The sequence below is a fragment of the Amycolatopsis sp. NPDC051102 genome (assembly GCF_040682815.1).
Lineage (GTDB): Bacteria > Actinomycetota > Actinomycetes > Mycobacteriales > Pseudonocardiaceae > Amycolatopsis.
In genome coordinates, this window is the sequence record NZ_JBFBBT010000002.1 from 835,418 (window position 1) to 861,610 (window position 26,193).

The window sequence follows — 26,193 nt, forward strand, 5'->3', positions numbered from 1 at the left end:
GTGGCGAGTCAAAGGAGACGAGGGATGGCGAACACGCCCGACGCCGCCGTGCCGGACACCGGCACGATCGCGGGCCGGCTCGACCGGCTGCCGATCACCCGCACGCACCGCCGGGCCACCGTCGCCGTCGGGCTCGGGCTGTTCTTCGACTTCTACGAGGTCTTCCTCACCGGTGTGCTCAGCTCCGTGCTCGTCCAGGAGTTCAAGCTGACCAAGGCGGATCTGCCGCCGCTGCTGGCGTCGACGTTCGTGGGCATGTTCTTCGGCGCCCTGCTGCTCGGCCGGCTCGCCGACCGGTTCGGCCGCCGCGGCGCCTTCCTGCTCAACCTCGGGCTGTACTCGTTCTTCTCGCTGCTCGGCGCGTTCAGCGGCAGCGCGCTGATGCTGCTGGCGACGCGGTTCTTCGCGGGCATCGGCCTCGGCGCGGAGCCGCCGCTGGCCGACACCTACCTCACCGACCTGCTCCCGGCTCGAAAGCGCGGCCGGTTCATCGCCTGGGCGTACACGCTCGCCTTCTGCGGCTTCCCGGTCGTCGGCTTCCTCGCCCGCGGGCTCACCGAGCACGAGATCTTCGGCATCGCGGGCTGGCGCTGGCTGTTCGTGCTCGGCGCGCTGGGCGCCGGCGCGGTGTTCCTGCTCCGGCGCGGCCTGCCGGAGTCGCCGCGGTGGCTGGAGTCCGTCGGCCGCACCGAAGAGGGCGAGCACCTGGTGGCCGGCCTCGAAGCCGAGGCTCGCGGCGGCGTCAACGAGAACTTCGCCCCGCCGCGCGGCACCACCCGCAAGCGCGCCGCCGCGCCCGTTCGCGAACTGTTCGACCGGGGGATGCGCCGCCGCACCGGGATGATGGTCGTCTTCCACATCCTGCAGACCCTCGGCTACTACGGCTTCGGCACGCTGGTGCCGCTGGTGCTGGCGGCCAAGGGGTACGCCGTTTCGCAGTCGCTGCTGTTCGCCGCCCTGACCTACCTCGGCTACCCGGTCGGCTCGGCGCTGTCGCTGCCGATCGTGGAACGCGTCGAGCGCAAGTACCTGGTGGTCGGTTCGGTGCTGGCGATGGCGGTGTTCGGCATCGCGTTCGGCTACGCGGGTTCGATGGCGCTGATCCTCGTGTTCGGCTTCCTGTACACGGCGACCAGCAACCTGTTCTCGAACGCCTTCCACATCTACCAGGCCGAGATCTTCCCGACGGCGCTGCGTTCGACGGCCGCGAGCGGCACCTACTCGCTGTCGCGGCTGGCCAGCGGCGCGATGCCGTTCGTGCTGGTGCCGCTGCTGAACTCGCACGGCCCGACGGCGCTGTTCCTGGTCGTGGCGGCCGCGATGGTGGTGGTCGCGGCGGACGTCGCGGTACTCGGCCCGCGCACCACCGGCCGGCGGCTGGAGAGCGTCAACGACGAAGCCGCGCCGCTGCGTCGATGACGCCCATGGCCGTCCTGCGTCATCTCGCGGCGGTGAGCCCGCTGTTCTTCCAAGGGGTGCCCCGGCGTTCGTACTCGAACAGCTCCTCGACCGCGTGCGCGACCCGCGGCCCGAAGTCGCGTTCGAGCAGGTAGAGCCCCAGGTCGAGGCCGGAAGTGACGCCGCCGGCCGTGACGAGGTCGCCGTCGTCGACGACGCGGGCGCGGATGGCGGTGACGCCGGCCGCCGCGAGGGGTTCGATGCCGAGGACGTGCGTGGTCGCCGTGCGGCCCGCCAGCAGCCCGGCCATGGCCAGCGCGAGCGATCCGCCGCAGACCGTCGCGACGGTGACGGCATCGTTGTCCAGGCACTCGCGCAGGAGCGGGGCGGCGCCGGTCGCGAACCGAGCAAGCAGCGCCGGGATGGTGTCGACTTCGCCGGGGTCGCCGTCGGCCGGGGCGGACGCGCCGGGGACCACGACGTAGCCGGGGGCGGACGGGTCCAGCTCGGCGGTGGCGCTGAGGGTGATGCCGGGAATGCCGGAGACGACGTCCCGGGGACCTTCGGCCGACACGAACGCGATGTCGAGCGCGCCGCCCAGGAAGCCGCTCCCGGCCGCCAGGACCTCGTACGGCGCCACGGCGTCGAGCGGGTCGAAGCCGTCGAAGAGCACGAACTGGGCTCGCGAGCGGGGCATGGCCGATCCTTTCGCCGGGGATGATCACCTGCCATGCTCCGCACTTCCCGCGTGGCCGCCCAGTGGCTATCACGACAGAAGGCACCTGGATCTCGCCAGACCGCCTCTGCGGTACTTTTCCCGGTATGTACACGGTTGTGGTGCTCGCCCTCGACGACGTGATCGCGTTCGATCTGGCCACTCCGGTCGAGGTACTCGGGCGGGTCCGGCTGCCGGACGGGCGCCCGGGCTACCGGATCGTCGTGGCCGGCCCGGACCCGGTCGTCGAGGCCGGTCCGCTGCGGATCGGCGTCGGTGCCGGGCTGGCCGAGGTGGACCGGGCGGACCTGGTCATCGTCCCCGGCCGCAACGATCCCGCCCGGGCGGCGCCGCCCGCGGTCGGCGAAGCCCTGCGGGCGGCCGTGGCCAGGGGCACGCGGGTGGCGTCGATCTGCGTCGGCGCGCTGATCCTCGCCGAGTTCGGCCTGCTCGACGGGCAGCGGGCGACCACGCACTGGCTCGCCACCGACGAGTTCGCCCGCCGCCACCCGGCCGTCCACGTCGACGCGGACGCCCTGTTCACCGACAACGGGCAGATCCTGACGTCGGCGGGCGCGTCGGCCGGCCTCGACATGTGCCTGCACATCGTCGAGCGCGACTACGGCGTCGCCGTCGCCGCCGATGCGGCCCGCCTGGCCGTCGCGCCCCTGCAGCGCACCGGCGGGCAGGGCCAGTACATCCTCCGCAACCGCCCGACCTACCAGACCGCGACGCTGGAGAAGGCGCTGGCCTGGATCGAGGAGAACGCCCACCGCCCGCTGACCCTCGCGGACATCGCGGCCGCGGCCGGGATGAGCAGCCGCACCCTCGCCCGGCACTTCCACGCGGAAACCGGGCAGAGCCCGATCCAGTGGCTCACCGGCGTGCGCGTCCGGCACGCCCAAGAGCTCCTCGAGATCACCGACCACACCGTCGAGCGCATCGCGGCGCAGGTCGGGTTCCCGTCGCCGAGCAACTTCCGCACCCAGTTCACCCAGACCGTCGGGGTCAACCCGGGTGCGTACCGGAAGACCTTCCGGCCGGCTCGCGGCGAGCGAACGCCGGGGCCCGTTCCCGCCGGAAGCCCACGCCGACGAGGTACGCCGGGAAGACGTGCAAGGCCGGGAGCCGCAGGAACGCCGTGATGAACGGGCCCGGCGGACCGGCCGGTCCGCCCGACCGGATGGGCCCGGCGAAGTCCCGGTGCATGATCCGCTGCAAGGTCTGCACCAGGAGCGTCGGCAGGGCGCGGCGCTTCCGCACCCGGGCGAGGTCCTTCGCCGTCACCACCCCGCGGCGGAGCGGCCCGGCCAGCAGGCCGGCGGCGGCCACGGCGTCCTGGACGGCCAGGTTGATCCCCATCCCGCCCACCGGCGACATCGCGTGGGCGGCGTCGCCGAGGCACAGCAGCCCCTCGACGTGCCAGCGGCGCAGCCGGTCGAGCCGCACTTCGAGGTGCTTGACGTCGTCCATCGATCCCAGTACCCCGACCCGGTCCGCGCACTCCGGGAGCAGCCCGGCGACCTCGTCCCGGAACGCCTCGATCCCGCGGGCCCGCAGCTGCGCGTCCGTGCCCTTCGCCGCGACGTACCCGATCTGGAAGTAACCCTCCCGCGGGATGACCACCGCGAAACAACCCCGTCCGGCTCGCCGGGTCAACACCCCGTCCTGCTCCTCCTGCCGCCGGGAGAGCCGGAACCACCACGTGTCGAACGGGACGTCGAACTCGGCCACCGGCAGCCCGGACGCCCCCCGCAGCACCGAGCGCCGTCCATCGCAGGCGACCGTCAGGTCGGCCCGGATCTCACCGACGGCGCCGGACGCCGTGCGGTAGGCGACCCCGGCGACCCGGCCACGCTCCCGGACCAGCGACGTCGCTTCGGTGGCCATCCGGAGGTGGAACGCCGGCTCGGCCCGCCCGGCTTCGGCCAGGAGGTCGAGCAGGTCCCACTGGGGCACGATCGCCACATAGGGATGCCGGACACCGAGCCGGCGCAGCTGCCCGAAGTCGCCGATCCGCCGCAGCCCACCGCCGCCGTCCGGCAGGAGCACCTCGGTGACCCGCGACTGCGGCAGCTGCTCGAACCGCTCCCCCAGACCGAGATCGTCGAGCACGTCGAGCGTCGCGGGGTGGACGGTGTCCCCGCGGAAGTCGTGCCGGAAGTCCCCGTGCTTTTCCAGCACGGTGACGTCCACTCCGGCCCGGGCCAGCAGCAGCCCGAGCATCATCCCGGCCGGCCCCCCGCCCACGATGCAACACGTCGTCCGCTCCATTGCCGCTCCCCCTCCGGTGCTGTCCCGTACGACCGAACCGATCAGGGGAGAACATCATTCCGGCGGAACGAGCCGGTGGCGGCCCATCGCTTTCGGTGCGGATCGCTCCGCACCCGGTTCCGCTTCGCCTCGACCGTCGAAGGCTTCGACGGGCGCCTCGCGGGTATCCGCCGATGGCAGGCCGACGGGAAGGGTGCTGGGATGTGTCGTCTGTTCGGGTTGTCCGCCGCGCCGCAGCGGGTGCACGCCACCTTCTGGCTCCTCGAGGCCCCCGACAGCCTCGCCGCGCAGAGCCGGCGCGAACCCGACGGAACCGGCCTGGGGACCTTCGACGCCGACGGGAAGCCGCACGTGTCGAAACAGCCGCTGGCTGCCTACGCCGACGAGAAGTTCGCGTACGAGGCCAAGCAGCGCGAATCGACGACGTTCCTGGCCCACATCCGCTACGCCTCCACCGGCGGTCTCGAGGCCGCCAACACCCACCCCTTCGTCCAGCACGACCGCCTCTTCGCCCACAACGGCGTCATCGGGGACCTGCCCACGCTGGAGAACCGGCTCGGCAGCTACCGCGGCCTCGTCGAAGGCGACACCGACTCCGAACGGTTCTTCGCCCTCGTCACCAAGGAAACCGACGCCCACGACGGCGACGTCGGCGCGGGCATCACCGCCGCCGCCCGCTGGGCCGCCGAGCATCTGCCGATCTACGCGCTCAACCTCGTCCTGACCACGCCGGCCGAACTCTGGGCGCTGCGCTATCCCGGCACCCACGACCTGTTCGTCCTGCACCGCTCCCCCGGTGGCCCGCACGGCGACCGCCACCTCAAGCACTCCAGCGCCGCCGGCCGCATCCGCGCCCGGTCCGGCCCGCTGGCCCGCCACGGCGCCGTCGTCGTCGCCAGCGAACGGATGGACGAGGACCCCGGCTGGCAGAACCTGTCACCCGGGCAGCTGCTGCACGTCGGCGCCGACCGGGTCGTCACCCGCCGGACCGTCCTGGAACACCCGCCGAAGCACCTGCTGACCCTCGACGACCTCGGCGCCCACGCCGCCGCGTCCCAGCAAGGCCGGTGAGGAAGACCGTGGCGCCGGCCGGACACAACGGCGACCCTGCCGGGCCTGGGTTTAGACCCGGCAGGGTCTAGACCCGAAGGAGCCCGTACGGGAGATCCGGATCTACGGTCCCGTTACCCCGCTTTCGTGCGCTGAAACCCGAATTGCTCTCGGCTCCCGTTCGTTGCGTCCCGCAAGTGTGAAGGGCTCGTAGCGGCCGGGCGTCCCGGCGGACTACGTTGGTCGTCGCGATGGTTGAGAAGGCAGCCGTCTTCCGCGGCAACTCGGGGAGACCGGCATGAGCAGTGACCAGGACTGGCAGCGCGACAAAGCGGAGTTCGTCGCCGACTTCGAGTCCCGGCCGCTCGCGCCAGGGCCGCTGGCCCGGCAGTTCGCCGAGCTGACCCGCACCCTGCTCGCCGCCCCCACGGTGGAAGACATCCTGCAACGCGTGCTCGAAGCCACCACGGTGATGGTCCCGGCCGCCGACCTCGCCAGCTTCACCCTGCTCGGCACCGGCGGCCACTTCCACACCCCCGCCGAAACCGACGAGGTCGCCACCGAACTCGACCGGCTGCAGTACCGGTTCCAGGAAGGCCCCTGCGTCGAAGCCGCCGAACCCGGCGGCCCGGCCGTGGCGATCGCCCCGGACCTGACCGCCGAGCCACGCTGGCCCCGCTGGGCACCGGCCGCCACGCAGCTCGGGATGGGCTCCGTGCTCTCCACCGCGCTGATCAGCGGGCCACCCAGCGCCGAGTCCCGCGGCGCGCTCAACGTCTACTCCCGCTCCCGCCACGGTCTGGACGCCGCCGATCGCGACGTCCTGCTGCTGCTGGCCACCCACGCGTCCCTCGCCCTGGCCGCCACCGACGCCGTCACGCGCGCGGAACTGAAGGCCGCCCACCTGCGCAAGGCCATCGACAGCCGGGACGTGATCGGCCAGGCCAAGGGCATCATCATGGCGCGGCGCGGGGTCTCCGCGGACGCCGCCTTCGACGTCCTGCGGCGGACCTCCCAGGACCTCAACGTCAAGCTCGCCGACCTCGCCCGGACGCTCGCCGACCGCCACACCGAGATCGACGTGCCCACCCGCTGAGCTCTCCGCCGGCCGCTGCTTGACCGGCGGAGAGCACCGCGCACCCTGGGGGCGCGAAGGAGTGAGCCCGGTCCGCTTACCCTGCGGCGGGCCGGCCAATCGCCGTCCCGGCAACTCGACGGCGGTTCCCCCGATCGGACGCCCATCCGATGCCCACCGTGCACCGAATGCCGTGCGGTGGACCGGAGGGAAGCAGGCGGCGTGAATCTCAGCAACAACACCGAAGACACCAGCGTCACCGACGGGAGCGGTGGCGCGACGGTCGATCTCACCGGCCGGCCGGATCTGCGCTCCGTGCGAGCGGCGATCCAGGCCGAGCTGGTGCTCACCGCGCCCCCCGACGATCGGTTCGGCGCGGTGCTGCTGGTGCTCGACGAGCTCGTCGGCAACGCCTACCGCCATTCGACGGCACCACGGCTGCTGCGGGTCGGCCGGACGCCCTCGACCGTGTTGATCGAAGTCAGCGACCGCGACGCCGTCGCGGGCGCCGTCCGGCTCCGGCCGGCCGGGTTCGGGCTGCGGTTGATCGGCCAGCTTTCGCTGGACTGGGGTGTCCGCACCGACGCCCACGGCAAAACCGTCTGGGCGCTGGTCCCCCTCGACCTCTGCCCCGGCGGTCCGGATCAGCCGTGAGCTCCGCCGAAACCCCGCTCGCGAAGCCGCTCGTGTAATTCACACGATCAGGGGTACCCGGTCTCTATGACTGTCTGTGCTCCCGACCACGCGCCGGCGAACGACGCGCTGACCGTCCCGACGCCGCGACGGTCGAACGAATACGCCCACTGCGTGCCCCTGTTCGACGAACGCAGCCGCCTGGCCGCCGAAGACCCTCGCCGGACCGCTCTCCGCGCACGGCTGATCACCGAGCACCTGCCGCTCGCCGAGCACATCGCGCGCCGGTTCACCGGCCGCGGCGAACCTTTCGAAGACCTGCTGCAGGTGGCGCGGACGGGGCTGATCCACGCCGTCGATCGCTACGACGCCGACCGCGGCAGCGACTTCGTGTCCTTCGCCGTGCCGACCATCATGGGCGAGGTGCGACGGCACTTTCGCGACGCCGGCTGGTCGATGCGCGTTCCGCGGGCGCTGAAGGACCTGAAGCAGAAGCTGGCCAAGGAAAGCGACGTCCTGGCCCACGAGCTGGGCCGGGCTCCCACGCCCAGCGAGCTCGCCCGCCACCTCGACATGGCCGTCGAGACCGTCCGCGAAGGACTGCTCGCCGCCCACGCCTACCGTGCCGGCTCCATCGACACCCCCACCCGGGGAGCCGAGGACAACCTGACCGTCGCCGACCAGCTCGCCGAGGACGACAGCGGCTTCGAGCGGTTCGAGAACCACATCGCCCTGCGCGCGGCCATGGCCACCTTGGAGCCCCGGGAACGCGCCATCGTCAAGATGCGCTTCGTCGACGAGCTCACCCAAAGCCAGATCGCCCAGCGGGTCGGCATTTCGCAGATGCACGTCTCCCGGCTGCTGGCCAGGTCCCTCGAAAAACTGCGGCAGCACATCGACGCCGAGTGACGAGACGGCCGAGGTCGCTGCGGCCGGCAGGTTCACCGCCTCGGCAACCGGGTAACCACTGTCCACGATCGACTCCGCGTACCGAACGCGGAGTCGCGGACAGGAAGGGCCTGCTTCGATGCCCACCGAACAGCGGACGACCCGGCTGGACGACTCGCTGCGCGTGATCGCGCTCGAAGTCGCCGACGACCTCGCCGAGCTGGCCAGGGTGCGAGCCTGGGCGGACCACCTGCTGCAGGACTTGCCCGAGGACCAGCGGGTCGACGCGCTCATGGTGGTCGACGAGCTGACGTCGAACGCGCTCCGGCACGGGAGCCCGCCCCGCCAGGTCCGCCTGCTGCGCAAACGCGACTGGCTCTCGGTCGAGGTCGACGACACCTGCATCGATCCCGCGTGCCCGCGGCCGCCCTCCCCCAGCGGCGGCCACGGGCTCAAGCTGGTGGCCGCCACAAGCGTGTCCTGGGGTCAGTGGCAGCGGCCCACCGGCAAGACCGTGTGGGCCGAACTCGACCTCAGCCCCACCGCACCCGGACACGCGCGCTGAGCCGTGGCCTCCGCCGGCCGAACCGGCGGAGGCCACGGCATCACCCGGTCATCAGTTCCGCGTCCACTTCTGGTTGCTGCCGCCGCTGCAGGTGGCGAGGTCGATCAGCGTTCCGTTGCCGGTGCCGTTCCCGATCGCGTCCAGGCACAGGCCGGACTGAGTGCCGACGATCGTGCCGTCGGACCTGAGCGTCCACTTCTGGTTGCCGCCGCCGGTGCAGGTCCAGATGATCGCCTTGGTGCCGGGGGTGGTGCCCTGCCCGCTGGCGTCGAGGCAGGCGCTGCCGTAGACCCGCAGCTCGCCGGCGGCGGTCGAGGTCCACTGCTGGTTGGCGCCGCCGTTGCAGTCCCACAGTTCCACCTGGGTGCCCGACGTCTGCGAAGCGTTGGGCACGTCCAGGCAGCGGCCCGAACCGGCGCCGACGACCGTCGACGTCGTGCCGCCGTTCCCGCCGCTGCCCGGGGTGATGGACAGGTTGTCGAACTGCGCCGTCTCGCCCTGGCTGGTGGCGTAGCCGATCTGGCCGGCGCCCCAGGTGGAATCGTTCGCCGAACCGGCGGTCGCGCCGTCGACGACGGCGGTGATGGTGCTGCCGGAGAAGGTGAGCGCGAGGGTGTGCCACCGGTTGGTGCCCAGCGCCGCGATCGTGCCGTGCGCGATGGTGGAGACCGTGCCGTTGGTGTTCGAGCTCAGGATCGACCAGTTGCCGGTGTCGCTCACGCGCAGGTGGTAGGCGTTGAGCCCGGCGGCTCCGGTGTAGCTCTGGCTGCCGGCACGCCCGATCAGCTCGGCGTAGCCGGACTTTTCGAGCAGGACGTCGGAGGAAACGGTGTAGTTGCTCCAGCCGAGCTCGCCGAGCAGCGTGTGCGGGTCGGTGAGCGGGTCCCAGGTGATCGGCGCCTGCGCGCTCATCTGCCGCACGCACTGGCCCGAGCGGCCGCCGCCACAGGCCGCCACCTCGAAGGAACCCTGCCAGTCCTGAAGGTACTTCGCCTCGGTGCCGGTGGCGTCGCTGTCGAAGGAGTCGTTGTAGGGCAGGCTCAGTGCGCCCGACGCCGGGCCGGCCGCAGTGCCCTTGCCCTGCCCGGTCGTGGTGGTGAGCGTGTAGACGTAACCGGGCTGCACGGTCAGGCTGTAGCTGCCGCCGGCCGGGGTGAGGTCGGTGGTGTGCACGAAGTAGTCGGCCGAGTTGCCGGAGTTGACGTTGGTGGCCCACACGTGCACGGCGCCCGTCGACAGGCCACCGGTCGCGGTGAAGTTCAGCGCCTGCGGCCCGCCCGCGTCGATCGTTTCGATGACCGTGCTGTAGTCGGTGTTGTCCGGCGACTTCAGCGAGACGTAACTGCCGTTGTTCCGGTTGCCGCCGAGGTAGCCGCTGGAGCTGTCGAGGTACTTCCAGCCGGGCGCGGTGAACTGGCTCGTCTGGGCCATCACCCAGGCGTTCTTGCCGATCGAGTAATGGCCGGACCACGGCTGTGCGGCCAGCGCGACACCCATGGTCGGCCACGGCAGGTTCGGGGTGATCGCGGCGACGATCGGCCAGTTGAGGTAGGCGGTCATCTTCCCGTCGATGTACCCGCGGTTGAGGCCGCGGGCCATCGCCTGCGCGCCGCCGTTGTAGTCGTCCGAGCCGTTTTCGCTGGCCCACAACGGTTTACCGGACGAAGTGGCGGCCGACGGGACGCTGCAGTTCGACTGGGCCGAGCGGTAGCCGCACGGGTAGTGCGCACCGATGATGCTGATGGCCGAAGCGAAAGCGGAGTTCGAGTTGACGTCGTTGGCGATCGACCAGTCGGAGTCGGCGCCGACGATCTTCACCGCCGAATAGCCGTTGGAGTTGAGTGAGGAACGCAGGTTCTCGTACCAGCCGACGTTGTAACCGCGCTCGTTCCAGCCGCCGAGGTAGTCGATCGCCAGGTTGTGCTGCTTCGCGCAGCCCAGCCAGGTCGTCAGGTAGCCGATCGTGTCGGTGGACCAGAAGTTGCCGCCACCGATCCAGCCGGGCGCTCCCCAGGCCAGCCCGTAGAGCTTGATGTTCGGGTTGCGGGCCTTCGCCTGCTCCGCGAGCCAGAACTCGTAGCCGACGTCGCAGTTGACACTCCCCCGCGTGTGCTCGACGCTCGGCTCCGCGCCGGAGGTGGAGTTGGTGTCTCCGCCGATCTCGATCTTGAGGATCTGCACCGAAGCGCCGTAGCCGGGCTTGAACAGGTAGTCCAGGATCTGGCCGCGCTCCGGCTCCGGGTAGTCGATCAGCAGGCGGGAGTTGCCGCCACCGCCGCTGATCGCCCCCACGCCATCGAAGGTGCGCCCGCCCGAAGAGCCGTTGATCGTGATCGAAGTCGCGGCTTCGGCCGGTGCGGCCGCGAAGGCCACGACACCACCGGTGGCCAGGGCGAGGCAGCCGGCCATGACCGCCGCCGCCCGCCAGCCCCGGGCCAGCCCGCTGAACCTTGACATGAAGAGTTCCTTTCCCGGCAGGGACGGGGTGGTTACGCGGCTAGCCGAGCGTCCATTGCTGGTTGCTCCGGCCGGTGCAGGTCCACAGTTCGACGAGGGTGCCGTTGGCGGTGGCGGCTCCGGTGACGTCCAGGCAGAGCCCGGACTGCGCGCCGGTGACCGTCCCGTCGGCGTTGACGGTCCACTGCTGGTTGGCCTGGCCGTTGCAGGGCCAGATGATCACCTTGGTGCCAGGGCTCGTGCCCTTCCCGCTGGCGTCGAGGCAGTCGCCGCCGTTGTACACGCTGAGCGCGCCCGACGAGTCGTGGGTGAAGGTCTGGTTCGCCCCGCCCGAGCAGTCCCGGATCTGCAGCTGCGTGCCGGCCGTGGTGGTCGAGTTCGGCACGTCCAGGCACTTGCCCGCGCCCACGGCGTGCACCGGCCCGGTCCCGCCGCCGGTGGGCGGCGGGCCGCCCAGCGCCGTCGCGGTGGCGTTGTAGGCGGGCTTGGGCTGGTAGTTGTTGTCGTACATGCTCGCGGCGCCGTAGCCGGGGAAGGTCCCGGGAATCCAGGAATCGGCGTCGCCGACGCCCCACTGCGAGACGCCGGGGCAGCGGGTGACCGCGAGGCAGTCCTTCACCACGGTGGCGTAGTCGTTGGCCTGCTGCTGAAGGCTGCTGCTGGAGGCGGGCAGCTGGATGCGGTCGTCGAGCTCGGTGACGGCGACATCCAGTCCCAGCGCCGCGAAGCGCTGCATGTTCGCCAGCATGGACGAGGGCACCTGGCCGACGATGAAATGGCTTTCCAGGCCGATGCCGCCGAGCGGAACGCCTTGGGACAGCATGGATTGCGCGAGACTGTACAGAGCGTTGCTCTTGGCGTTCTGGCCTTCGATGTTGTAGTCGTTGATGTACAGCACGGCGTTCGGGTCCGCGTTGTGCGCGGTGCGGATCGCGTCGGCGAGGTAGCCGGTGCCCATCGCGCTGGTGAAGGCGTCCTGGCGCAGGCTGCCGTCCTCGTTGAAGGGTTCGTTGATCACGTCCCAGGCGTAGATCTTGCCCTTGTAGTGGTTCACCTCGGTGGTGATGTGGGCTTCCATCGCGCCCTGGACCTGGGTGCGCGGCAGGCTGTTCACCCACCCGGGCAGCTGGGCGTGCCAAACCAGGTTGTGCCCGCGCACGCGCATGTTGTGCGACTGCGCGAAGGACACGACTCTGTCGCCGGGACCGAAGTTGTAGGAACCGTTGCCGGGCTCGGTGGTGTCCCACTTCATCTCGTTGCCCGGGGTCACCATGTCGAACTGGGTGCCGGCGAGCGAGGTGATCGTCGCGTTGTTCACCATGTTGCCGGTCAGCTCGGTGCCGATGTACTTGTGCTGGGCCTCGGCCAGCGCACGCAGGGTCGAGGCCGCGTCGGCGGGCGGTGCCGCGGCCAGCGGCGCGACGGCGAGCGCCAGTGCGACGGCGAGCGTGCGGGTGGTGGGGCGCATGCGACCTCCGATGGCGTCGTGGACATCTCTGCGGGTGGCGCCGTGCGGAAGGCGGCGATGAGCAGGGGTGCGGGCACAGGGCCGGATGCGGTCGTGGGCGGCCGATCCCGGCGTGATCGCTGAGTCAGGTAACTCCCCGGCGGCGATCGGTGTCAAGGGACCGTGAAAGGTGCACGGGCGGAACCGCCCCGCGTCGAACCGGTTCCTCCTCCGCGGAAAGCCCGCCGGTCCGGCGCCGGGTGAAACTTACCTCGGCGTCCAGGCGAAGTCCTGCGGCAGCGCGGTTTTCCGCGATCCGCCAGTTGACCGGTCCCGGCGCACGACGTAACGTCCGCCCGAGCTTGCCGGTCGAACCGGTTCGATCCGGTGGTCGCGTCCCACGCAGGAGGACCCATGAGTACGAGAACCCGGCGCGGCCGGCTGTGGCCGGCGGTGGGTGCGGCGCTGGTGCTGACCTGGTCGCTGCTCACCCCGGCCACCGGCCACGCGGCCGGCGAGGCGTTGTCGGTGAACCTTTCCGCGACGCGTGGACCGGCGACCGGTGTGGGGGAAGGCTTCCTCTACGGCATCACCCAGGACGGCAGCCAGCCGGCCGACTCGCTGCTCCAGCCGTTGGACATCAACGCTTTCCGCGGCGGCGGCTGGTTCTCCGGCGGCTGGATCCGGGACGGCTACCAGAACGGCGCCGCGACCCGCGCCGACCTCGACTCGATCATCGCGCAGGCCAAGCGGCTCACCCGGCCGCCCTACCACGCGCAGTACCAGGTGCTGGTCACCGACATCTACGGCCTCAACGGCGGGCAGCCGTCGAACACGGTGTACCCGTGCGACAACGGCGACTGCTCGAACTGGCTGAAGTTCATCGACGCCACCGTGGGCGCGCTGCAGGCGTCCGGGCTGAAGTTCGCCTACGACATCGACAACGAGCCGGACATCTCGGTGTTCTGGAAGCGGGGGGTGAACAGCCCCCAGTACTTCCAGATGTGGGACACCGCCTACCGGGAGATCCGCCGCATCGCGCCCGGCGCGCAGATCGTCGGGCCGTCGTTCGGGTTCACGCCCCAGCGCAGTCCCGGCGAGTGGCAGACGTGGCTCGCCCACGTCAAGGCGGCCGGGACCGTGCCCGACATGATCACCAACCACAACGAAGGCGACGTCGACGACCCGGTCAGCGTCGGGAACACGCTCACCGGCGACCTGACCGCGGCGGGGATCGGCCCGCTGCCGCTGTCGTCGAACGAGTACCAGCCCGCCGACCGGCAGAGCGCCGGGGTGACCGCGTGGTACCTCGCGCGGTTCGCGCAATCCCGCTACACCAACGCGATGCGCGGCAACTGGGTCTGCTGCGTCACGCCGAACCTCACCGGGATCCTCACGCAGAGCGGCGGGACCTGGCAGCCGACCGGCAACTGGTGGGTGATGCGCGACTACGCCGACCTCACCGGAACGCTGGTCGACACCGCCGGCCAGGTCGGCTCGACGGCGATCTCGGCGGCCGAGGACGCCACCGCCAGGCGTGCGGTGGCGATCATCGGTGACTCCAACGGGTACACCGGCGCCGCGTCCGTGACCTTCAGCGGCTTGGCGTCGGTGCCCTGGCTGGCGAACAACGGCAGCGTGAACGTCACGGTGCACCGCATCCCCGACCAGGCGCCGTTGACCGCACCGCAGGTGGTGTACAACCAGAACGTCGCCGCGGGCGCCTCGATCACCGTGCCGCTCACGTTCCAGGCGTCGCACGACGCGTTCGCCGTCTACCTGACCCCCGGATCGGGTTCCGGCGGCGGGTTCCCCGCCGGCTACCACCGGCTCGTCGCCGCCCACGACAACCTGTGCCTCGACGTCTACGGCAACACCTCGGCCGCGGGCGCGGCGATCGACCAGTGGACCTGCAACGGACAGGCCAACCAGCAATTCCAGTTCGTGCCGGGCAGCGGCGGCTACGGCGAACTGCGGGCGCAGAACTCCGGCCAGGACGTGGCGGTGTCGGGCGGGTCCACCGCCCAAGGCACGCCGGACATCGTCCAGCAGCCCCCGGACACCGCCACCGGCAACCTCTGGCAGCCGGTCCCCCAGTCCGACGGCTCGTACGAATTCCGCAACCAGCACAGCGGGTTGTGCCTGGACGTGCCCAGCGGCGGCAGCAGCGCGGGACAGCAGCTGGACCAGTGGCCGTGCAAGGACGCACCGGGCACGAACCAGGACTTCCTGGTCGGCTGACCGCTCGCCCCGCCGGCGACCGGCGTGGCGAGATCCAGGCGGCTTCTGTCTCGGCAGCCGGTTGCCGGGGACAGCGGGAGTGCGCAGCATGGCGGGTGATCACCTCCGGCGAAAGGATCACCCGTGCCCCACCCGCAAGCCCAGTTCGTGCTCTTCGACGGGCCGGCCCCGTCGACGTGGACTCCTCCGCCGGGGCGCCCCGGCGGCACCGGGGAACGGACGGGCGCGTGAAGGCCTTCCTGCTGTCCGTGCACGTGCTGGCCGCGATCCTGGCCGTGGGGCCGGTCGCGGTGGCCGCGAGCATGTTCCCGCCCGCCGCCCGCGCCGCCCACCTGACGCCGGACGACCCCCGCAAGAGCGCCGTTCCCGGTGTGCTGCACCGGATCACCCGCGTCTACGCGGTCATCGGGATCTTCGTGCCGGTCTTCGGCATCGCCACCGGAGCCGCCCTCGGCGTGCTCGGCGAAACCTGGCTGATCGTCTCGATGGTGCTGACCGCGGCCGCCGCCGCGCTGCTGATCGGCCTGATCCTGCCCGGCCAGCAACGGGTGCTCGGCACCGGCGACCCGGACCGCCGCCTGGCGATGTCCACCGGGCTGTTCAACCTGCTGTGGGCGGCGGTGGTCGTGCTCATGATCGTCCGGCCCGGCTCGACGACCGGGGTCGGCCGGTGAACCCGCGCCGCACCCTGCACGTCCTCGGTTCGGTCGAACTCGGCACGCTGGCACTCCTGCTGCTCAACCTGGTGACCGTCCACCACCGCACGATCTCCGGCGTCCTCGGACCCGTGCACGGTCTGGCCTACACGGCCACGATCATCACGGCGGTCCTCCTGGCCGGCGGCCGCACCCAGGTCTGGCTGCGCGCTTTCGTCCCCGGGATCGGCGGGCTGCTGGCCGCCCGCGCGGTCGGCTCCCGCCCGGTACCGGAGTAGCCGAGTGCGCCTTCAGGGGCGCGACTGATCGCCGGCCGCGGATACACCCGGAACCGCCGAGCAGGCGACGGAGCCGACGATCCGCGACCGCTGCTCGGCTTGGGACTCTGCAGCGAGCGGTGCCGCGACCGTCACCGGCTGAAGCGCCAGCCACTTTCAGCCGCACGCGGGCTGCCGGTAGAGCCCGTCCGGCCCCGGCCGCGCACCCCGATTACCGGTGCCCGGGCGTTGCCGGAGCGTCACCGATGACGGCCTCCGGGAAGCTATTTGCCTTCCTGGGCCAGGATTTCGACCAGCTTGGGCAGCATGCCGAGCGCCCGGGCGCCGGTGATCGGGTCGGTGTGGTCGCGGGAGTGCACGATCTTGCCGTCCCGGACGGTCATCACGCAGATGTAGTGCAGCACGAACCGGTCTCCGGTCGCGACGACCTTGCCGTGGATGTCGTACTCGACCACGACGACCTCGGGATCCCGGGTTTCGTGGATCAGCACGCCGTCGACCTTCTCGTACTCGCGGGCACCGGCGCCCGCCTCGAACCGGGCCCGCAGCTCCTCGGCGCTGGTCTCGCTGCGCTGCGGGAACCCGGGCGGCGCGAACGGCATCTCGATGACGACCGAGTCGCCGTACAGGTCGGCCAGGCCGGCGCCGGCCGGGTCGACGGCCGCGGCGAGGAACCGCTCGACGACTTCCCGCGCGGAGGTCTTGGTCTGTTCGGTCACGCTTGTCTCCAACCTGACGTTCATCGGTGGACTGACGGAGCTCAGACGGAACGGCCGCCCCGTTTGCACGATACGGACTACGCACTCCGATTTCAAGCCGATCCCCGCAGCACTCGTTGACCGTCGTGGTCCGGACTCCGTAGGTTCGGTACCGAACGAGGAGGTCCGGATTGAGCCACCTGGTGCGATTCGCCGACGCGACCGGCAACGTCCGGATCGGCCTGCTCGCCGACGAGCAGCTGCGGCCGCTCGCGGTGGCGTCGATGAGCGACCTGCTGCGCCGGCCCGTGGCGGAGATCCGCGAGCTGGCCGAGGCCGCCGGGGAGCCCGTCCCCTCAGCCGGAGCGCGCCTGCTGCCGCCGCTGGACGGGCGGATGGAGGTGTGGGCCGCCGGGGTGACGTATCTGCGGTCCGAGGAGGCCCGCCGCGAGGAGAGCGCCGACGAGGACGTCTACGCACGGGTGTACCGCGCGGAACGGCCGGAGCTGTTCTTCAAGTCGGCCGCTTGGCGCGTGGTCACCGACGACGAGCCGATCGCCGTCCGCGCCGACTCCGCCAACAACGTGCCGGAGCCGGAACTGGGCCTGCTGCTGACGAGCGGCGGGGAAATCGCCGGGTACGCGGTGGTCGACGACGTCAGCTCCCGCAGCATCGAAGGCGAGAACCCGCTGTACCTCCCGCAGGCCAAGATCTACACCGGTTCGTGCGCGGTGTCGGCGCGGGTGCGGCCGGCGTGGGAGGTGCCGGACCCGCTGTCGCTCGAGCTCCGCATGCGCATCCTGCGGGACGGTCACGAGGTGTTCGCCGGCGAAGCCAGTACCGCTCAGCTCAACCGCGAACCGGCCGGGCTGGTCGAATACCTGTGGCGGGACAACGACTTCCCCGACGGCGCCGTGCTCTCGACGGGCACGTCGGTCGTGCCGGGACTCGATCTCGGGCTGCGGCCGGAAGACGTCGTCGAGATCGAGATCGGCGAGGTCGGATCGCTGCGCTCCCCCGTGGTGCTGGGGGCGGACGAGGTGCGCCGGGTGCTGGCGGCCCGCTGAACGCGCGCCGGACGCGGGTCGCCCGGCGGGGTCATGCTCCGTTTCGATTTCGAATTCGACAATTACCGCGGCCGGACCGCCCGGCCGGGATCACCGGCCGGGCCGTCCTGACTAGGCCACCGAAGCGACTCCGGCTTCGGCAGAACTACACCTGCCGGTTCAGGGCTTCTCGAAGTGCTGGTAGTCGATCGGGGTGTCCCACGAGCCGCCCCAGGTCCAGCCGCGGGAGGTGAACGCGTGCTCGGTGACGTCGCCCGCGTGGATCATGCCCGGCGTGGTCTGCGTGCGGTCGACGTAGGGCGCGCCGTTGGGCGGGTAGACCGCGCCGCTGCCGGAGATGTACGGGTTCTGCACGGTGTTGATGTCGATGGCCCGCCCGTAGGAGTGGTTGGACCAGGCGGTGCCGCCGGTGATCGCGCGGCAGTTGAACGCCGAGGTGTTGTTCGCCGCCATCGACGCGTCGTCGTCGGAGTCGTACTTCTCCACCGTCTCCATCCGCTCGATGGGGAACCGGCCGAAGTACAGGTCGGCGAAGACGCGCGCGACCTCGGCCGCCCGGTCGGCGTTGACGACCAGCTCGCCCCGGTGCACCGCACCGTCGAAGCCGACGAAGTTCAGGCTCACCAGCCGCGGCTGGTCGGGACCGACGGGGCAGCCTTCGTGCCAGCTGGACGCGAGCCGCGCCGCGGTGACCGGCGTGATGATCGCGACGTAGGGTGCCTGCCCGCTCCCGGCCGGCGCGGCGACCTCCACGGTCTGGGCCGTGGCGGCCGGCGCCTGCGTGGCTCCGGCCAGGACCACCGACAGCGTGAACGTGATGACAGCAAGAACTCTGGTTCTCGGATTCGTTGCGAATGGTTCGCTTTCTCTCGAATTTCCTGCGGCGGAGGGAACTGCCGCCGCAGCCGAGCCACCTCGGACGTACCGAACGGCGCTGCGGGCCGCGTCCGAGGTCGACCGTCGGACGGCCCTGCCGAGTGGCTGTCACCGGCACCAGAGCAGTACCGGCGACGCGAAGACCGGCTTGTCCGCCGGCGTGGGTGAGTCAGGTGAGGGGGCGCATCACCTCATGGGCGACCGGCACGCCGTGCTGCGCCACGGCAGGCTTTCGTTGCTCGCCATGCAGTTTTCCGCCTTCCCCGGAAACCCACCGAAGTTACGACGAGCGCCAAAATTGTCACCGCTGCCGTCCCCCAGCCGGGTGATCCACTCGTGCCAGGCCGACCGTGCCAGCGGCGACCGAACCGCGTCAACGGGCCCGAAAACGATTCAGCCCTGCCCGAAACGTCACTTCGCGGGTCCAAAAGCGACAACCTTCCGGCGTCTCGCCGGGGCCTGCGAAAACGGGCGTGCCGAACGGGATTCGCCGGAGTTTCCGGCAGCGGTGCCACAGCCGGCCGGGGTCCCGGCGTCTGACTTGATGTGCCCTTCGAAGAGTTCGCGAAGCTGCCCCAGGCTCGGCGGAAGCCGGTGCGGAGACCACGACAGAGCGTCACCTTGGTGGTGAGCCTCCTCATCGCGACCGGGATCATGCCCGCCGCGCCGGCGTTCGCCGGCGAACCGGCGCGCATACCCGTCCCCGGTCTGGAAGGCACGCGGACCTCGCATGTGGTCCCGGAGGGGACCGACACCGGGCCGGCCGATCCGGCGGCCCAGGTCACCGCCCAGGTGTTCCTCGCGGGTGACACCCGGCGGCTCGCCGGCTACGCACGCGCGGTGTCCGACCCGCGTGATCCCCGCTACGGGCACTACCTGAGCCCCGAGGAGACACGCGACCGCTTCGGGCCGGCCCAGGACCGCATCGACGCGGTCGGCGACTGGCTCCGCGGGACCGGCATGACGATCGTCAGCGCCGGCTCCCGGGCCGTCGTCGCCCGCGGCACGGTCGCGCAGGCGGCCGAGGCGTTCGGCACCCGCTTCCACGACTACACCTACCAGCACATCGCGTTCCGGGCGGCGGTGGACCCGATCACGGTGCCCGCGGCGGTGGGCCGGGACGTCCTGACCGTCACCGGGCTCACCGTCGCGACCGGCTCCCGTCCGTCCGGGCCGCCTCCCGGGACCCGGTCACGCACCGCGGCCCGGGCCGCGGCACCCACCAGCCCCTGCCCGGACCACTACGGCGACACCCCGGCCACGGACCTCCCGCCCGCCTACGGGCACCCCGTGCAATGGGCGCCGTGCGGGTACACGCCGCGTCAGGTGCGCGACGCCTACGGGATCACCGGGACCGGGCTCACCGGCAAGGGCGTGACGATCGGGATCGTCAGCATCGGCAACGAGATCAACGCCCTGCCCGACGCCGATCGCTTCGCGACCGAGCACGGCGAGCCGGCGTTCGCCCCGGGCCAGTTCACCGCCTACGTCCCGGCCGACGCCCGCCCCGAGGAAGCCAGTGGCGAGTTCGCCATGGACGTCCAGGCCGCGCACGCGATCGCGCCCGAGGCGAACATCGCTTTCGTGGTCGGTTCGCCGGCCCGCTACGGCGACGACGTGCTGGACTCGATCGTGCAGATCGTCGACCGGCACCTGGCCGACGTCGTATCGGGATCGATCATCGTCGGCAGCACCCCCGGCTACGCCCCGGACGCCATCACCGCGTACGAACGCGCGTTCCAGGAGGCTGCGGTCGAGGGCATCACGTTCACCTTCGCCAGCGGCGACTCCGGCGGCAGCAGCGAAGACGGCACCCGAACCGTCGAGTACCCGGCGTCCAGCCCGTGGGTGACGGCGGTGGGCGGCACCACCCTCGCCATCGGGCCCGGCAACACCCACCTGTGGGAGGTCGGCTGGGCGACCGACGAAACGTCCCTCTCCGACGACGGCAAGTCGTGGGATCCGGCCCCGCCCGGCTACCAGGGAAAGGCCTCCGGCGGCGGGACCAGCACCGTGTTCCCGCAGCCGTTCTACCAGCGGGGTGTCGTGCCCGCGTCGTTCGCCGGGTCACCGCCGATGCGCACGGTGCCCGACGTCGCCGCCCTGGCGGATCCTGACCTGTGCCTGCTCGTCGGCGAAACCGACTACAACCTCGACGGCAGCCTGTCCTACAAGGTGGGCAACGGGGGTGGGACCAGCCTGTCCTCCCCCGCCTTCGCGGGGCTCGAGGCACTCCTGGTCCAGGAACACGGTCTCCTCGGCTTCGCGAACCCGGCCTTCTACGCCCGGCCCCGGTCGGCCTACCACGCCATCGGCGACAATCCGGCGGGGACACCGCAGACGGTGGCGTTCGCGGTCGAGCACCGCGGGTTCGTCGACTTGATCACCCCGGCGCAGTACGCGGACTCGAACCTGGTCTACGCCCCCGGCTACAACACGGTCACCGGCCTCGGCTCCCCGACCCGGGAACTGATCGACTCCTTCCGCCGTCGGCCGTAGGACGTGGATCGTGGTGCCCGAGCCGCGTGCCCGCGACGAAACCGCCGAGAAGGCCAGCAGCCCGGTGCGGCCTTCTCGGCGGACTTTCCGCAGTATCCGGCGCGCTCTCCAATTGAGCTGGTGTGGCCCGAATGGACGGAGCTCGCTGGTGTCGGGCATCCTGCTCGCTTTCCTTCGGTGGCGGCGACGCCCTGCGCGTCACCCCAGCCGTCGACGACGACGTCCGCGGATTTCACCGCCTCCGGCCCGAAATCACCGGGCTTCGCCGCGGCCGCGGGACTGGGCCGCGCGGCGGGCGCGGGAACCGCCTGCGCGGCCGAAACCACGCCGGTCGTCATGGCGGCCACGGTCACGATGAGCGTAAGAATCCGGGCAAACCGCCCCCGAAAGGCAAAGCCCGCAATTCACGGACATCAACCGCGCTTTAAGAGAGTGGCCATTTCCGGCCGTTACTTGAGCACGCTGACCGCGCGGGCGATGACCAGCAGCGAGGTCAGCAACGCCGCGACGCTCTGCACCGCCATCAGCGCCTTCGCCCGCGACGACAGCGGCATCGTGTCGGTGGGGCTGAACGCCGTCGAGTTGGTCACCGAGACGTACAGGTAGTCCACCAGGGTCGGCACCCAGTCGGAGTTGACGCTGGCGCCCGCGGCGACCTCCTCGACGGTGTCGCCGTTCTCGTCCTGCGAGAACCGGAAGTCGGCCAGCGGGAGGTCGGAGCGCGCGGCCTGGGTGCGCTTCACCGGGCCGCCGCGGTCCAGCTCCCAGTAGGCCAGGCCGAACGCGATCACGTTGGTCAGCCACACCTGCAGCGCCCCCAGCAGCAGGGCCTGGCCGCTGTCGGCCGCCCCGGCGACCAGGTCGTGGATGAGCAGCGCCAGCGCACCCAGGTTGGTGACGCCGATGACCACGACCAGCGCCAGGGACAGCGTCCGGGAAAGCCGGGTCTGCCGGGTGACCCGCCGCGGGTTGATCGCGATCAGCGAGACCAGCAGCACGATCTCCAGCGCGGGCACCAGGAACCGCGGAGCGACCAGCAGCTGTTCCGGCAGCGCCAGGTAGAGGGCGATGGCCACGAGCGTCGCGACGGAGGCCGGCAGCCGCGCCTCACCGCGGCGCTGGTGACGCGGATGACGGGTACGGGCCTCGGGCCGATCGGCTGACATGGCAGCGGCTCCTCGCGCACGGCCGCGGACCGGCCCCTGGTCGTTCGAGGCGCCAGCCTAGCGGCCCCCGTGAACCACCGCCGATCACGCCGGCCGGAGCTACGTGCCGGGTTCTCCGGCGAGTGCCCGGTACACCGGCCGGAGCAACTCGGCGACGTCTTCGCCGCCCACCGTGATCGCGAACGGCGGGGCCTGGTCCAGCAGCGCGCCGGGCGCCGTTCGCGGGCCGTGCAACGGCGCCGCGCCGTCCAGGCCCGGGGCTTGGCCGCCGTCGAAGTAGGTGTCCATGGCCTCGGCCAGGGCCGGGGTCCCGTCGCCGGGATCGAGCGGCTCGGCCGAGATGAGCCGGTTCTTGAGTTCCTCGAGCAGCGCTTCGCGGTCCCGGCCGCGCAGCGCGAGGATGGTGAACGGATCGTCGGCGACCCGCTCCACGAGCGCGGAGAACACCGCGTTCAGGTGACCGCAGGGCACCTCGGCGTCCGGGCAGGTGCAGTCGAGCGAGACCTCCCGCGCCGACGACGGGAACAACGGCAGCCTGAGCGCCTTGAAGGTCTCCTCGACGTCACGGGGCAGCTCGCCGCCGAGCAGCAGGACCGTGAGGGACGCCTTCGCGGCGAGCGCACGGGTGATCACCGCCCAGTCCGCTTTCCCGAACGCCGTCAGCCCGATCCGCACCCGGTGCGGCCCGCCGTCCCGCACCTCGGCGTCGACGCGCCCGGCCCCGATTTCCAGCGACACGACGCTTCCCCGGCCCGGCGCGGGCAGGAGGACGCCGATCGCCGTCAGCGCCCGGATGAACCGGGTCGGCCACCACGGGAGCGGTTCAGTCATCGATCGCCTCCTCCCCCAGCGCGAGCACCCCGCGCAGCGTGTCCGTGGACAGTCCGGTGAGCCACCCTTCGCCCTCGCCGACGACCATTCCGGCCAGCGCGCGTTTCCGGGTGATCAGGGTGTCGATGCGGTCCTCGATGGTGCCCGGGCAGACGAACTTCCGGACCTGGACGTTGCGTCCCTGCCCGATGCGGAACGCCCGGTCGGTGGCCTGGTTCTCCACGGCCGGGTTCCACCAGCGGTCCAGGTGCAGGACCTGGCTCGCCGCGGTCAGGGTGAGCCCGGAGCCGCCCGCTTTGAGCGAGAGCAACAGGATCCGCGGCCCGTCGCCGGCCTGGAACCGGTCCACGATCGCGTCGCGCGCCCCTTTTGCCAAGCCACCGTGCAGGAACGCGACTTCGGTGCCGAGCCGGTCGGTCAGGTGGGGCACGAGCAGGTGGCCGAACTCGGTGTACTGCGTGAAGCACAGCACCCGGTCGCCCGCGGCCAGGATCTCCGCCAGGACCTCTTCGAGGCGGCTGACCTTGCCGGAGCGCTGCCCGAGCGGGGAGCCGTCGTGCAACAGGTGCGCGGGGTGGTTGCAGACCTGCTTGAGCTTCGTGATCGCGGCGAGGACGTTGCCGCGGCGCTTGATGCCCTGGCTGTTCTCGATCTTCGTCATCATCTCGTCGACGACCGCGCGGTACAGCGTGCCCTGTTCGCGGGTGAGCCGGTACTCCTGCCGGATTTCGATCTTCTCCGGCAGCTCGGGGACGATCGCGGGGTCGGTCTTCACCCGGCGCAGCAGGTACGGCTGGGTGAGCCGGCGCAACGCGGCGGCCGTGGCGGTGTCGCCCCGGCGCTCGATCGGGGCCGCGAACCGCTGCCGGAACTCGAACCGGCTGCCGAGCAGTCCCGGGTTGAGCAGGTCCAGCACCGACCACAGGTCCGCCAGCCGGTTCTCCACCGGGGTGCCGGTCAGCGCGAGCCGGTGCCCGGCGGTGAACCGGCGCACGGCCTTGGCCGTCGCGGTGTCGGCGTTCTTGATGGCGTGCGCTTCGTCGAGCACCAGGCGCCGCCAGGTGAACGTCTCGAGTTCGCCGGCGTCCCGGGTGGCGGTGGCGTAGGTGGTGACGACGAGGTCGGCCGCGGCGACCTGCCCGGCGAGCGCGTCCCCGTGCGCGCGGGCGCTGCCGTGGTGGGCGAGGACCCGCAGGCCCGGGGCGAAGGTCGCCGCTTCTCGCTGCCACATCCCCACCAGCGACATCGGGCACAGCACCAGCGTCGGCCGTCGATCGTCGTCGGCCCGCTCGAGTGCCTCGAGCGCCAGGGTCTGGACGGTCTTGCCGAGGCCCATGTCGTCGGCCAGGCACGCACCGAGCCCCAGCGCCGACATGAACGCCAGCCAGGAGACACCCCGCTGCTGGTACGGGCGCAGCGTGGCGCGGAACGACGGCGGCAGCGCGACCGGCCGCAGGGTCTGGTGGACCCGCCCGGCCAGGATGTCCCCGACCCAGCCGCCGGCGCGGACGTCGGTGACCGGGAGCGGTGTCTCCCGCGTGAGCTGGACGAGCTCCAGCAGCTCGGCCGCGGTGGGGCGCCGGTGCGGGTCGCGGCGGAGGTATTCGAGCCCGGCGCGGAGCCGGTCGGGGTCGACGCTGATCCACCGCCCCCGCAGCCGCACCAGCGGCGTCTTCGCCGCCACCAGCCGCGCCAGCTCCTCCTCGCCGAGTTCGTCGTCGCCCACCGCGATCGACCAGCGGAACGCGGCCAGCTCGTCGCGGCCGACCCGGCTGCGGGTGACGACCTGCTCGGCCGGTGTGCTGCGGACCGACAGCCGCAGCCCGAGCCGCCGCCTGCCGTCCCAGGTGGCCGGGAGCTGCACCTCGAACCCGGCTTCGACCAGCCGGTTCGCGCCCGAGGTGAGGAACTGCTCGGCTTCCTCGACAGTCAGGTCGTACTCCGACGGCTGCGTCCTGCGCACGGCCGGCGCCAGCACCGGTTCCACCAGCGCGGCCCGGCCCAGCTCGGCGGCGAACAGCCCCCGCGGGTCCCGGACCAGCCCGTTCGCCTCGCCGGACCAGATCTGCCCCGCCGACAGCAGCAAGCTCGGATCGGCCGTCGCCCGCAGCAGAAACTGCAGCTGCCACTTGGTGCCGTCGCCGGTCTGGTCGTCGGGGTCGTCCGCGTCCGGCTGGCGCAGCGTGCCGACTTCGGCCAGCCGGAAGCACGCGCGGCCGTCGACGACGTCGGTGTCGGCGACCTCGTCCCACTTGGCGACGGCGTCGGCCAGCACACCCAGCTCGTCCAGCGGCAGCTCGACGCGGGCACCGCCGCCCTGCAACGCGGCCAGCCACACCCCGGCCACTCCCCCGCTCCCCCGCAGGTCGACGGGCAGATCGGCGCGAGCCAGCCGGTCACGGACGGCCGCGTCGACGAGGGTGTGGAGGGCATCGGTGACGAGCGCGCGCGGCGAGGCACCGGTGAGCGGCGCGACCTGCTCGGCCCGCCCGACCGGCGGCATGGCCGCGACCAGTGCGTCGAACGCGGCGAAATCCACGCCCTGGAGCACCGGGCGCCACCGGGCCTCCGCCGTGTCGCCCCGGCGGACGAGCGTCGGCAGGACCCGCCCGCGCCGCACCAGATCCGCGGCCAGGCGGGCGACCGCCCGCAGGTAGGTGACCGAAGCGCCGTACGAGGCCGAGCCGTCGAGGTCGTCGAGCTCGGTGGCGTCCACGATCAACGCCGGCACCGACCACGGCCGCAATGACGGCGCCGGGCCACGCCGGTTGCCGCCTGCCGCCGCCTCGGTGGAGGCGAGCGGCCGGTTCGCCCGCGACGGGAGCAGCACCGTCGCCGAGGTGGGCTTGCCGGGATGCAGGGCGGTCAGGTCCGCGCTGGAGACGGCGAACGGGTGCGGAAGGGCGATCCGCGCCGAGCGGCTCGACGTGCCGGCCGGGCCCCGGTCACGCTCGGCCCAGAGCAGCAGACCCCGCCCCGGCGACCACAGAGCGTGCACGACGGGCAAGGTCTGGCGCTCCTTCGTCCGATCCGGGTTCCCCGCGAATCGTCGCACGGCGGACGCGGCGGCGTGCGGCGCCGGTCGAGCTCGGGTGTGCCCGGTCACCTGGGCCGCGACGTGCCGCCATGGGCGATGAGCGCGACGAGCAGGAACGGGACCGCGGCCGGCTGGACGGTCCGGAACGACATCGCGTCGGAGATCACCTGGCCGACGACCGGCGCGAGCACCCCGAGCCCGGCGAGCACGCCGGCGACGAGACCGCGTCCGCCGTGCGCCGTCATTCCCGCCGAACACTTCGGGATCGATTCAGTGAAATTCTGCTAGCCTCGCCCTCGTCTCGCGGCTCAGCGTGGCGCCGCCCCGCTCGACGAACTCACG

21 protein-coding genes and 1 pseudogene are annotated in these 26,193 nt (G+C 71.8%); 12 read left to right on the plus strand and 10 right to left on the minus strand.

The features are described 5' to 3' along the window. Nucleotides 1-24 precede the first annotated feature (24 nt). Nucleotides 25-1,419 (plus strand): MFS transporter, encoded by a 1,395-nt coding sequence (locus AB0M93_RS09845; protein ID WP_364270366.1) that lies wholly within the window; start codon nt 25-27, stop codon nt 1,417-1,419. Nucleotides 1,420-1,438: 19 nt separating this feature from the next. Here the strand turns inward: AB0M93_RS09845 and AB0M93_RS09850 are convergent, their stop codons facing one another. After that, complete coding sequence (locus AB0M93_RS09850) at nt 1,439-2,095, minus strand: DJ-1/PfpI family protein (protein WP_364270369.1); 657 nt, start codon at nt 2,093-2,095, stop codon at nt 1,439-1,441. A gap of 125 nt (nt 2,096-2,220) precedes the next feature. On the opposite strand from AB0M93_RS09850, the gene AB0M93_RS09855 reads away from it, so the two are divergent. Beyond that, nucleotides 2,221-3,258, plus strand: a complete 1,038-nt coding sequence (locus AB0M93_RS09855) for a helix-turn-helix domain-containing protein (protein ID WP_364270372.1) — start codon at nt 2,221-2,223, stop codon at nt 3,256-3,258. Here AB0M93_RS09855 and AB0M93_RS09860 read toward each other — a convergent pair. Continuing rightward, nucleotides 3,146-4,387: pseudogene (locus AB0M93_RS09860) on the minus strand (FAD-dependent oxidoreductase); the annotation flags it as partial. The gene AB0M93_RS09855 and the pseudogene AB0M93_RS09860 sit on opposite strands and share 113 nt — an antisense overlap. Nucleotides 4,388-4,588: 201 nt before the next feature. Between AB0M93_RS09860 and AB0M93_RS09865 the strand changes: the two are divergent. From AB0M93_RS09865 to AB0M93_RS09885, 5 genes are all read left to right on the plus strand, one after another. Next, nucleotides 4,589-5,458: a class II glutamine amidotransferase gene (locus AB0M93_RS09865; RefSeq protein ID WP_364270375.1), complete on the plus strand. Its 870-nt coding sequence runs from the start codon at nt 4,589-4,591 to the stop codon at nt 5,456-5,458. Between the two features lie 277 nt (nt 5,459-5,735). Next, a complete protein-coding gene (locus AB0M93_RS09870) occupies nt 5,736-6,533 on the plus strand; it encodes a GAF and ANTAR domain-containing protein (RefSeq protein WP_364270378.1) in 798 nt (265 codons plus the stop codon). Between the two features lie 201 nt (nt 6,534-6,734). Next, nucleotides 6,735-7,166 (plus strand): ATP-binding protein, encoded by a 432-nt coding sequence (locus tag AB0M93_RS09875; protein WP_364270381.1) that lies wholly within the window; start codon nt 6,735-6,737, stop codon nt 7,164-7,166. Between the two features lie 66 nt (nt 7,167-7,232). Then, complete coding sequence (locus AB0M93_RS09880) at nt 7,233-8,054, plus strand: SigB/SigF/SigG family RNA polymerase sigma factor (RefSeq protein ID WP_364270384.1); 822 nt, start codon at nt 7,233-7,235, stop codon at nt 8,052-8,054. A 118-nt stretch (nt 8,055-8,172) separates the two neighbouring features. Beyond that, the gene (locus tag AB0M93_RS09885; protein ID WP_364270387.1) at nt 8,173-8,598 is read left to right on the plus strand and encodes an ATP-binding protein; all 426 of its coding nucleotides are present in this window, start codon (nt 8,173-8,175) and stop codon (nt 8,596-8,598) included. A 51-nt stretch (nt 8,599-8,649) separates the two neighbouring features. Here AB0M93_RS09885 and AB0M93_RS09890 read toward each other — a convergent pair whose 3' ends face one another. Both AB0M93_RS09890 and AB0M93_RS09895 read right to left on the minus strand, forming a co-directional pair. After that, complete coding sequence (locus AB0M93_RS09890; RefSeq protein ID WP_364270390.1) at nt 8,650-11,055, minus strand: ricin-type beta-trefoil lectin domain protein; 2,406 nt, start codon at nt 11,053-11,055, stop codon at nt 8,650-8,652. Between the two features lie 40 nt (nt 11,056-11,095). Then, nucleotides 11,096-12,523, minus strand: coding sequence for an endo-1,4-beta-xylanase (locus AB0M93_RS09895; protein ID WP_364270393.1), 1,428 nt, complete (start codon nt 12,521-12,523; stop codon nt 11,096-11,098). Nucleotides 12,524-12,916: 393 nt separating this feature from the next. On the opposite strand from AB0M93_RS09895, the gene AB0M93_RS09900 reads away from it, so the two are divergent. The 3 genes from AB0M93_RS09900 to AB0M93_RS09910 all read left to right on the plus strand — a co-directional run bounded on the left by AB0M93_RS09900 (nt 12,917) and on the right by AB0M93_RS09910 (nt 15,677). Beyond that, a complete protein-coding gene (locus tag AB0M93_RS09900; protein WP_364270396.1) occupies nt 12,917-14,743 on the plus strand; it encodes an RICIN domain-containing protein in 1,827 nt (608 codons plus the stop codon). A 227-nt stretch (nt 14,744-14,970) separates the two neighbouring features. Next, the gene (locus tag AB0M93_RS09905) at nt 14,971-15,417 is read left to right on the plus strand and encodes a hypothetical protein (RefSeq protein WP_364270398.1); all 447 of its coding nucleotides are present in this window, start codon (nt 14,971-14,973) and stop codon (nt 15,415-15,417) included. After that, nucleotides 15,414-15,677 carry a hypothetical protein gene (locus AB0M93_RS09910; RefSeq protein WP_364270401.1) on the plus strand — a complete coding sequence of 88 codons (264 nt, stop codon included), beginning with the start codon at nt 15,414-15,416 and terminating at the stop codon, nt 15,675-15,677. The genes AB0M93_RS09905 and AB0M93_RS09910 overlap by 4 nt, the downstream gene beginning before the upstream one ends. A gap of 263 nt (nt 15,678-15,940) precedes the next feature. Here the strand turns inward: AB0M93_RS09910 and AB0M93_RS09915 are convergent, their stop codons facing one another. Then, nucleotides 15,941-16,396, minus strand: coding sequence for a nuclear transport factor 2 family protein (locus AB0M93_RS09915; RefSeq protein ID WP_364270404.1), 456 nt, complete (start codon nt 16,394-16,396; stop codon nt 15,941-15,943). Nucleotides 16,397-16,566: 170 nt separating this feature from the next. Between AB0M93_RS09915 and AB0M93_RS09920 the strand changes: the two genes are divergently transcribed. Then, entirely contained in the window at nt 16,567-17,442 is an 876-nt protein-coding gene (locus tag AB0M93_RS09920; RefSeq protein ID WP_364270405.1) for a fumarylacetoacetate hydrolase family protein, read from the plus strand. Between the two features lie 159 nt (nt 17,443-17,601). On the opposite strand, the gene AB0M93_RS09925 is transcribed toward AB0M93_RS09920, so the two are convergent. Beyond that, entirely contained in the window at nt 17,602-18,243 is a 642-nt protein-coding gene (locus AB0M93_RS09925; RefSeq protein WP_364270408.1) for a M15 family metallopeptidase, read from the minus strand. Between the two features lie 699 nt (nt 18,244-18,942). Between AB0M93_RS09925 and AB0M93_RS09930 the strand changes: the two genes are divergently transcribed. Next, a complete protein-coding gene (locus AB0M93_RS09930) occupies nt 18,943-20,817 on the plus strand; it encodes a S53 family peptidase (protein WP_364270411.1) in 1,875 nt (624 codons plus the stop codon). Nucleotides 20,818-21,266: 449 nt separating this feature from the next. Here AB0M93_RS09930 and AB0M93_RS09935 read toward each other — a convergent pair whose 3' ends face one another. The 4 genes from AB0M93_RS09935 to AB0M93_RS09950 all read right to left on the minus strand — a co-directional run bounded on the left by AB0M93_RS09935 (nt 21,267) and on the right by AB0M93_RS09950 (nt 26,096). Beyond that, nucleotides 21,267-21,983: a hypothetical protein gene (locus tag AB0M93_RS09935; RefSeq protein WP_364270414.1), complete on the minus strand. Its 717-nt coding sequence runs from the start codon at nt 21,981-21,983 to the stop codon at nt 21,267-21,269. A gap of 99 nt (nt 21,984-22,082) precedes the next feature. Further along, nucleotides 22,083-22,814 carry a hypothetical protein gene (locus AB0M93_RS09940; protein WP_364270417.1) on the minus strand — a complete coding sequence of 244 codons (732 nt, stop codon included), beginning with the start codon at nt 22,812-22,814 and terminating at the stop codon, nt 22,083-22,085. Next, entirely contained in the window at nt 22,807-25,821 is a 3,015-nt protein-coding gene (locus AB0M93_RS09945; RefSeq protein WP_364270420.1) for a DEAD/DEAH box helicase, read from the minus strand. The genes AB0M93_RS09940 and AB0M93_RS09945 overlap by 8 nt, the downstream gene beginning before the upstream one ends. Nucleotides 25,822-25,916: 95 nt before the next feature. Then, complete coding sequence (locus AB0M93_RS09950; RefSeq protein ID WP_364270423.1) at nt 25,917-26,096, minus strand: hypothetical protein; 180 nt, start codon at nt 26,094-26,096, stop codon at nt 25,917-25,919. Nucleotides 26,097-26,193: the final 97 nt, after the last annotated feature.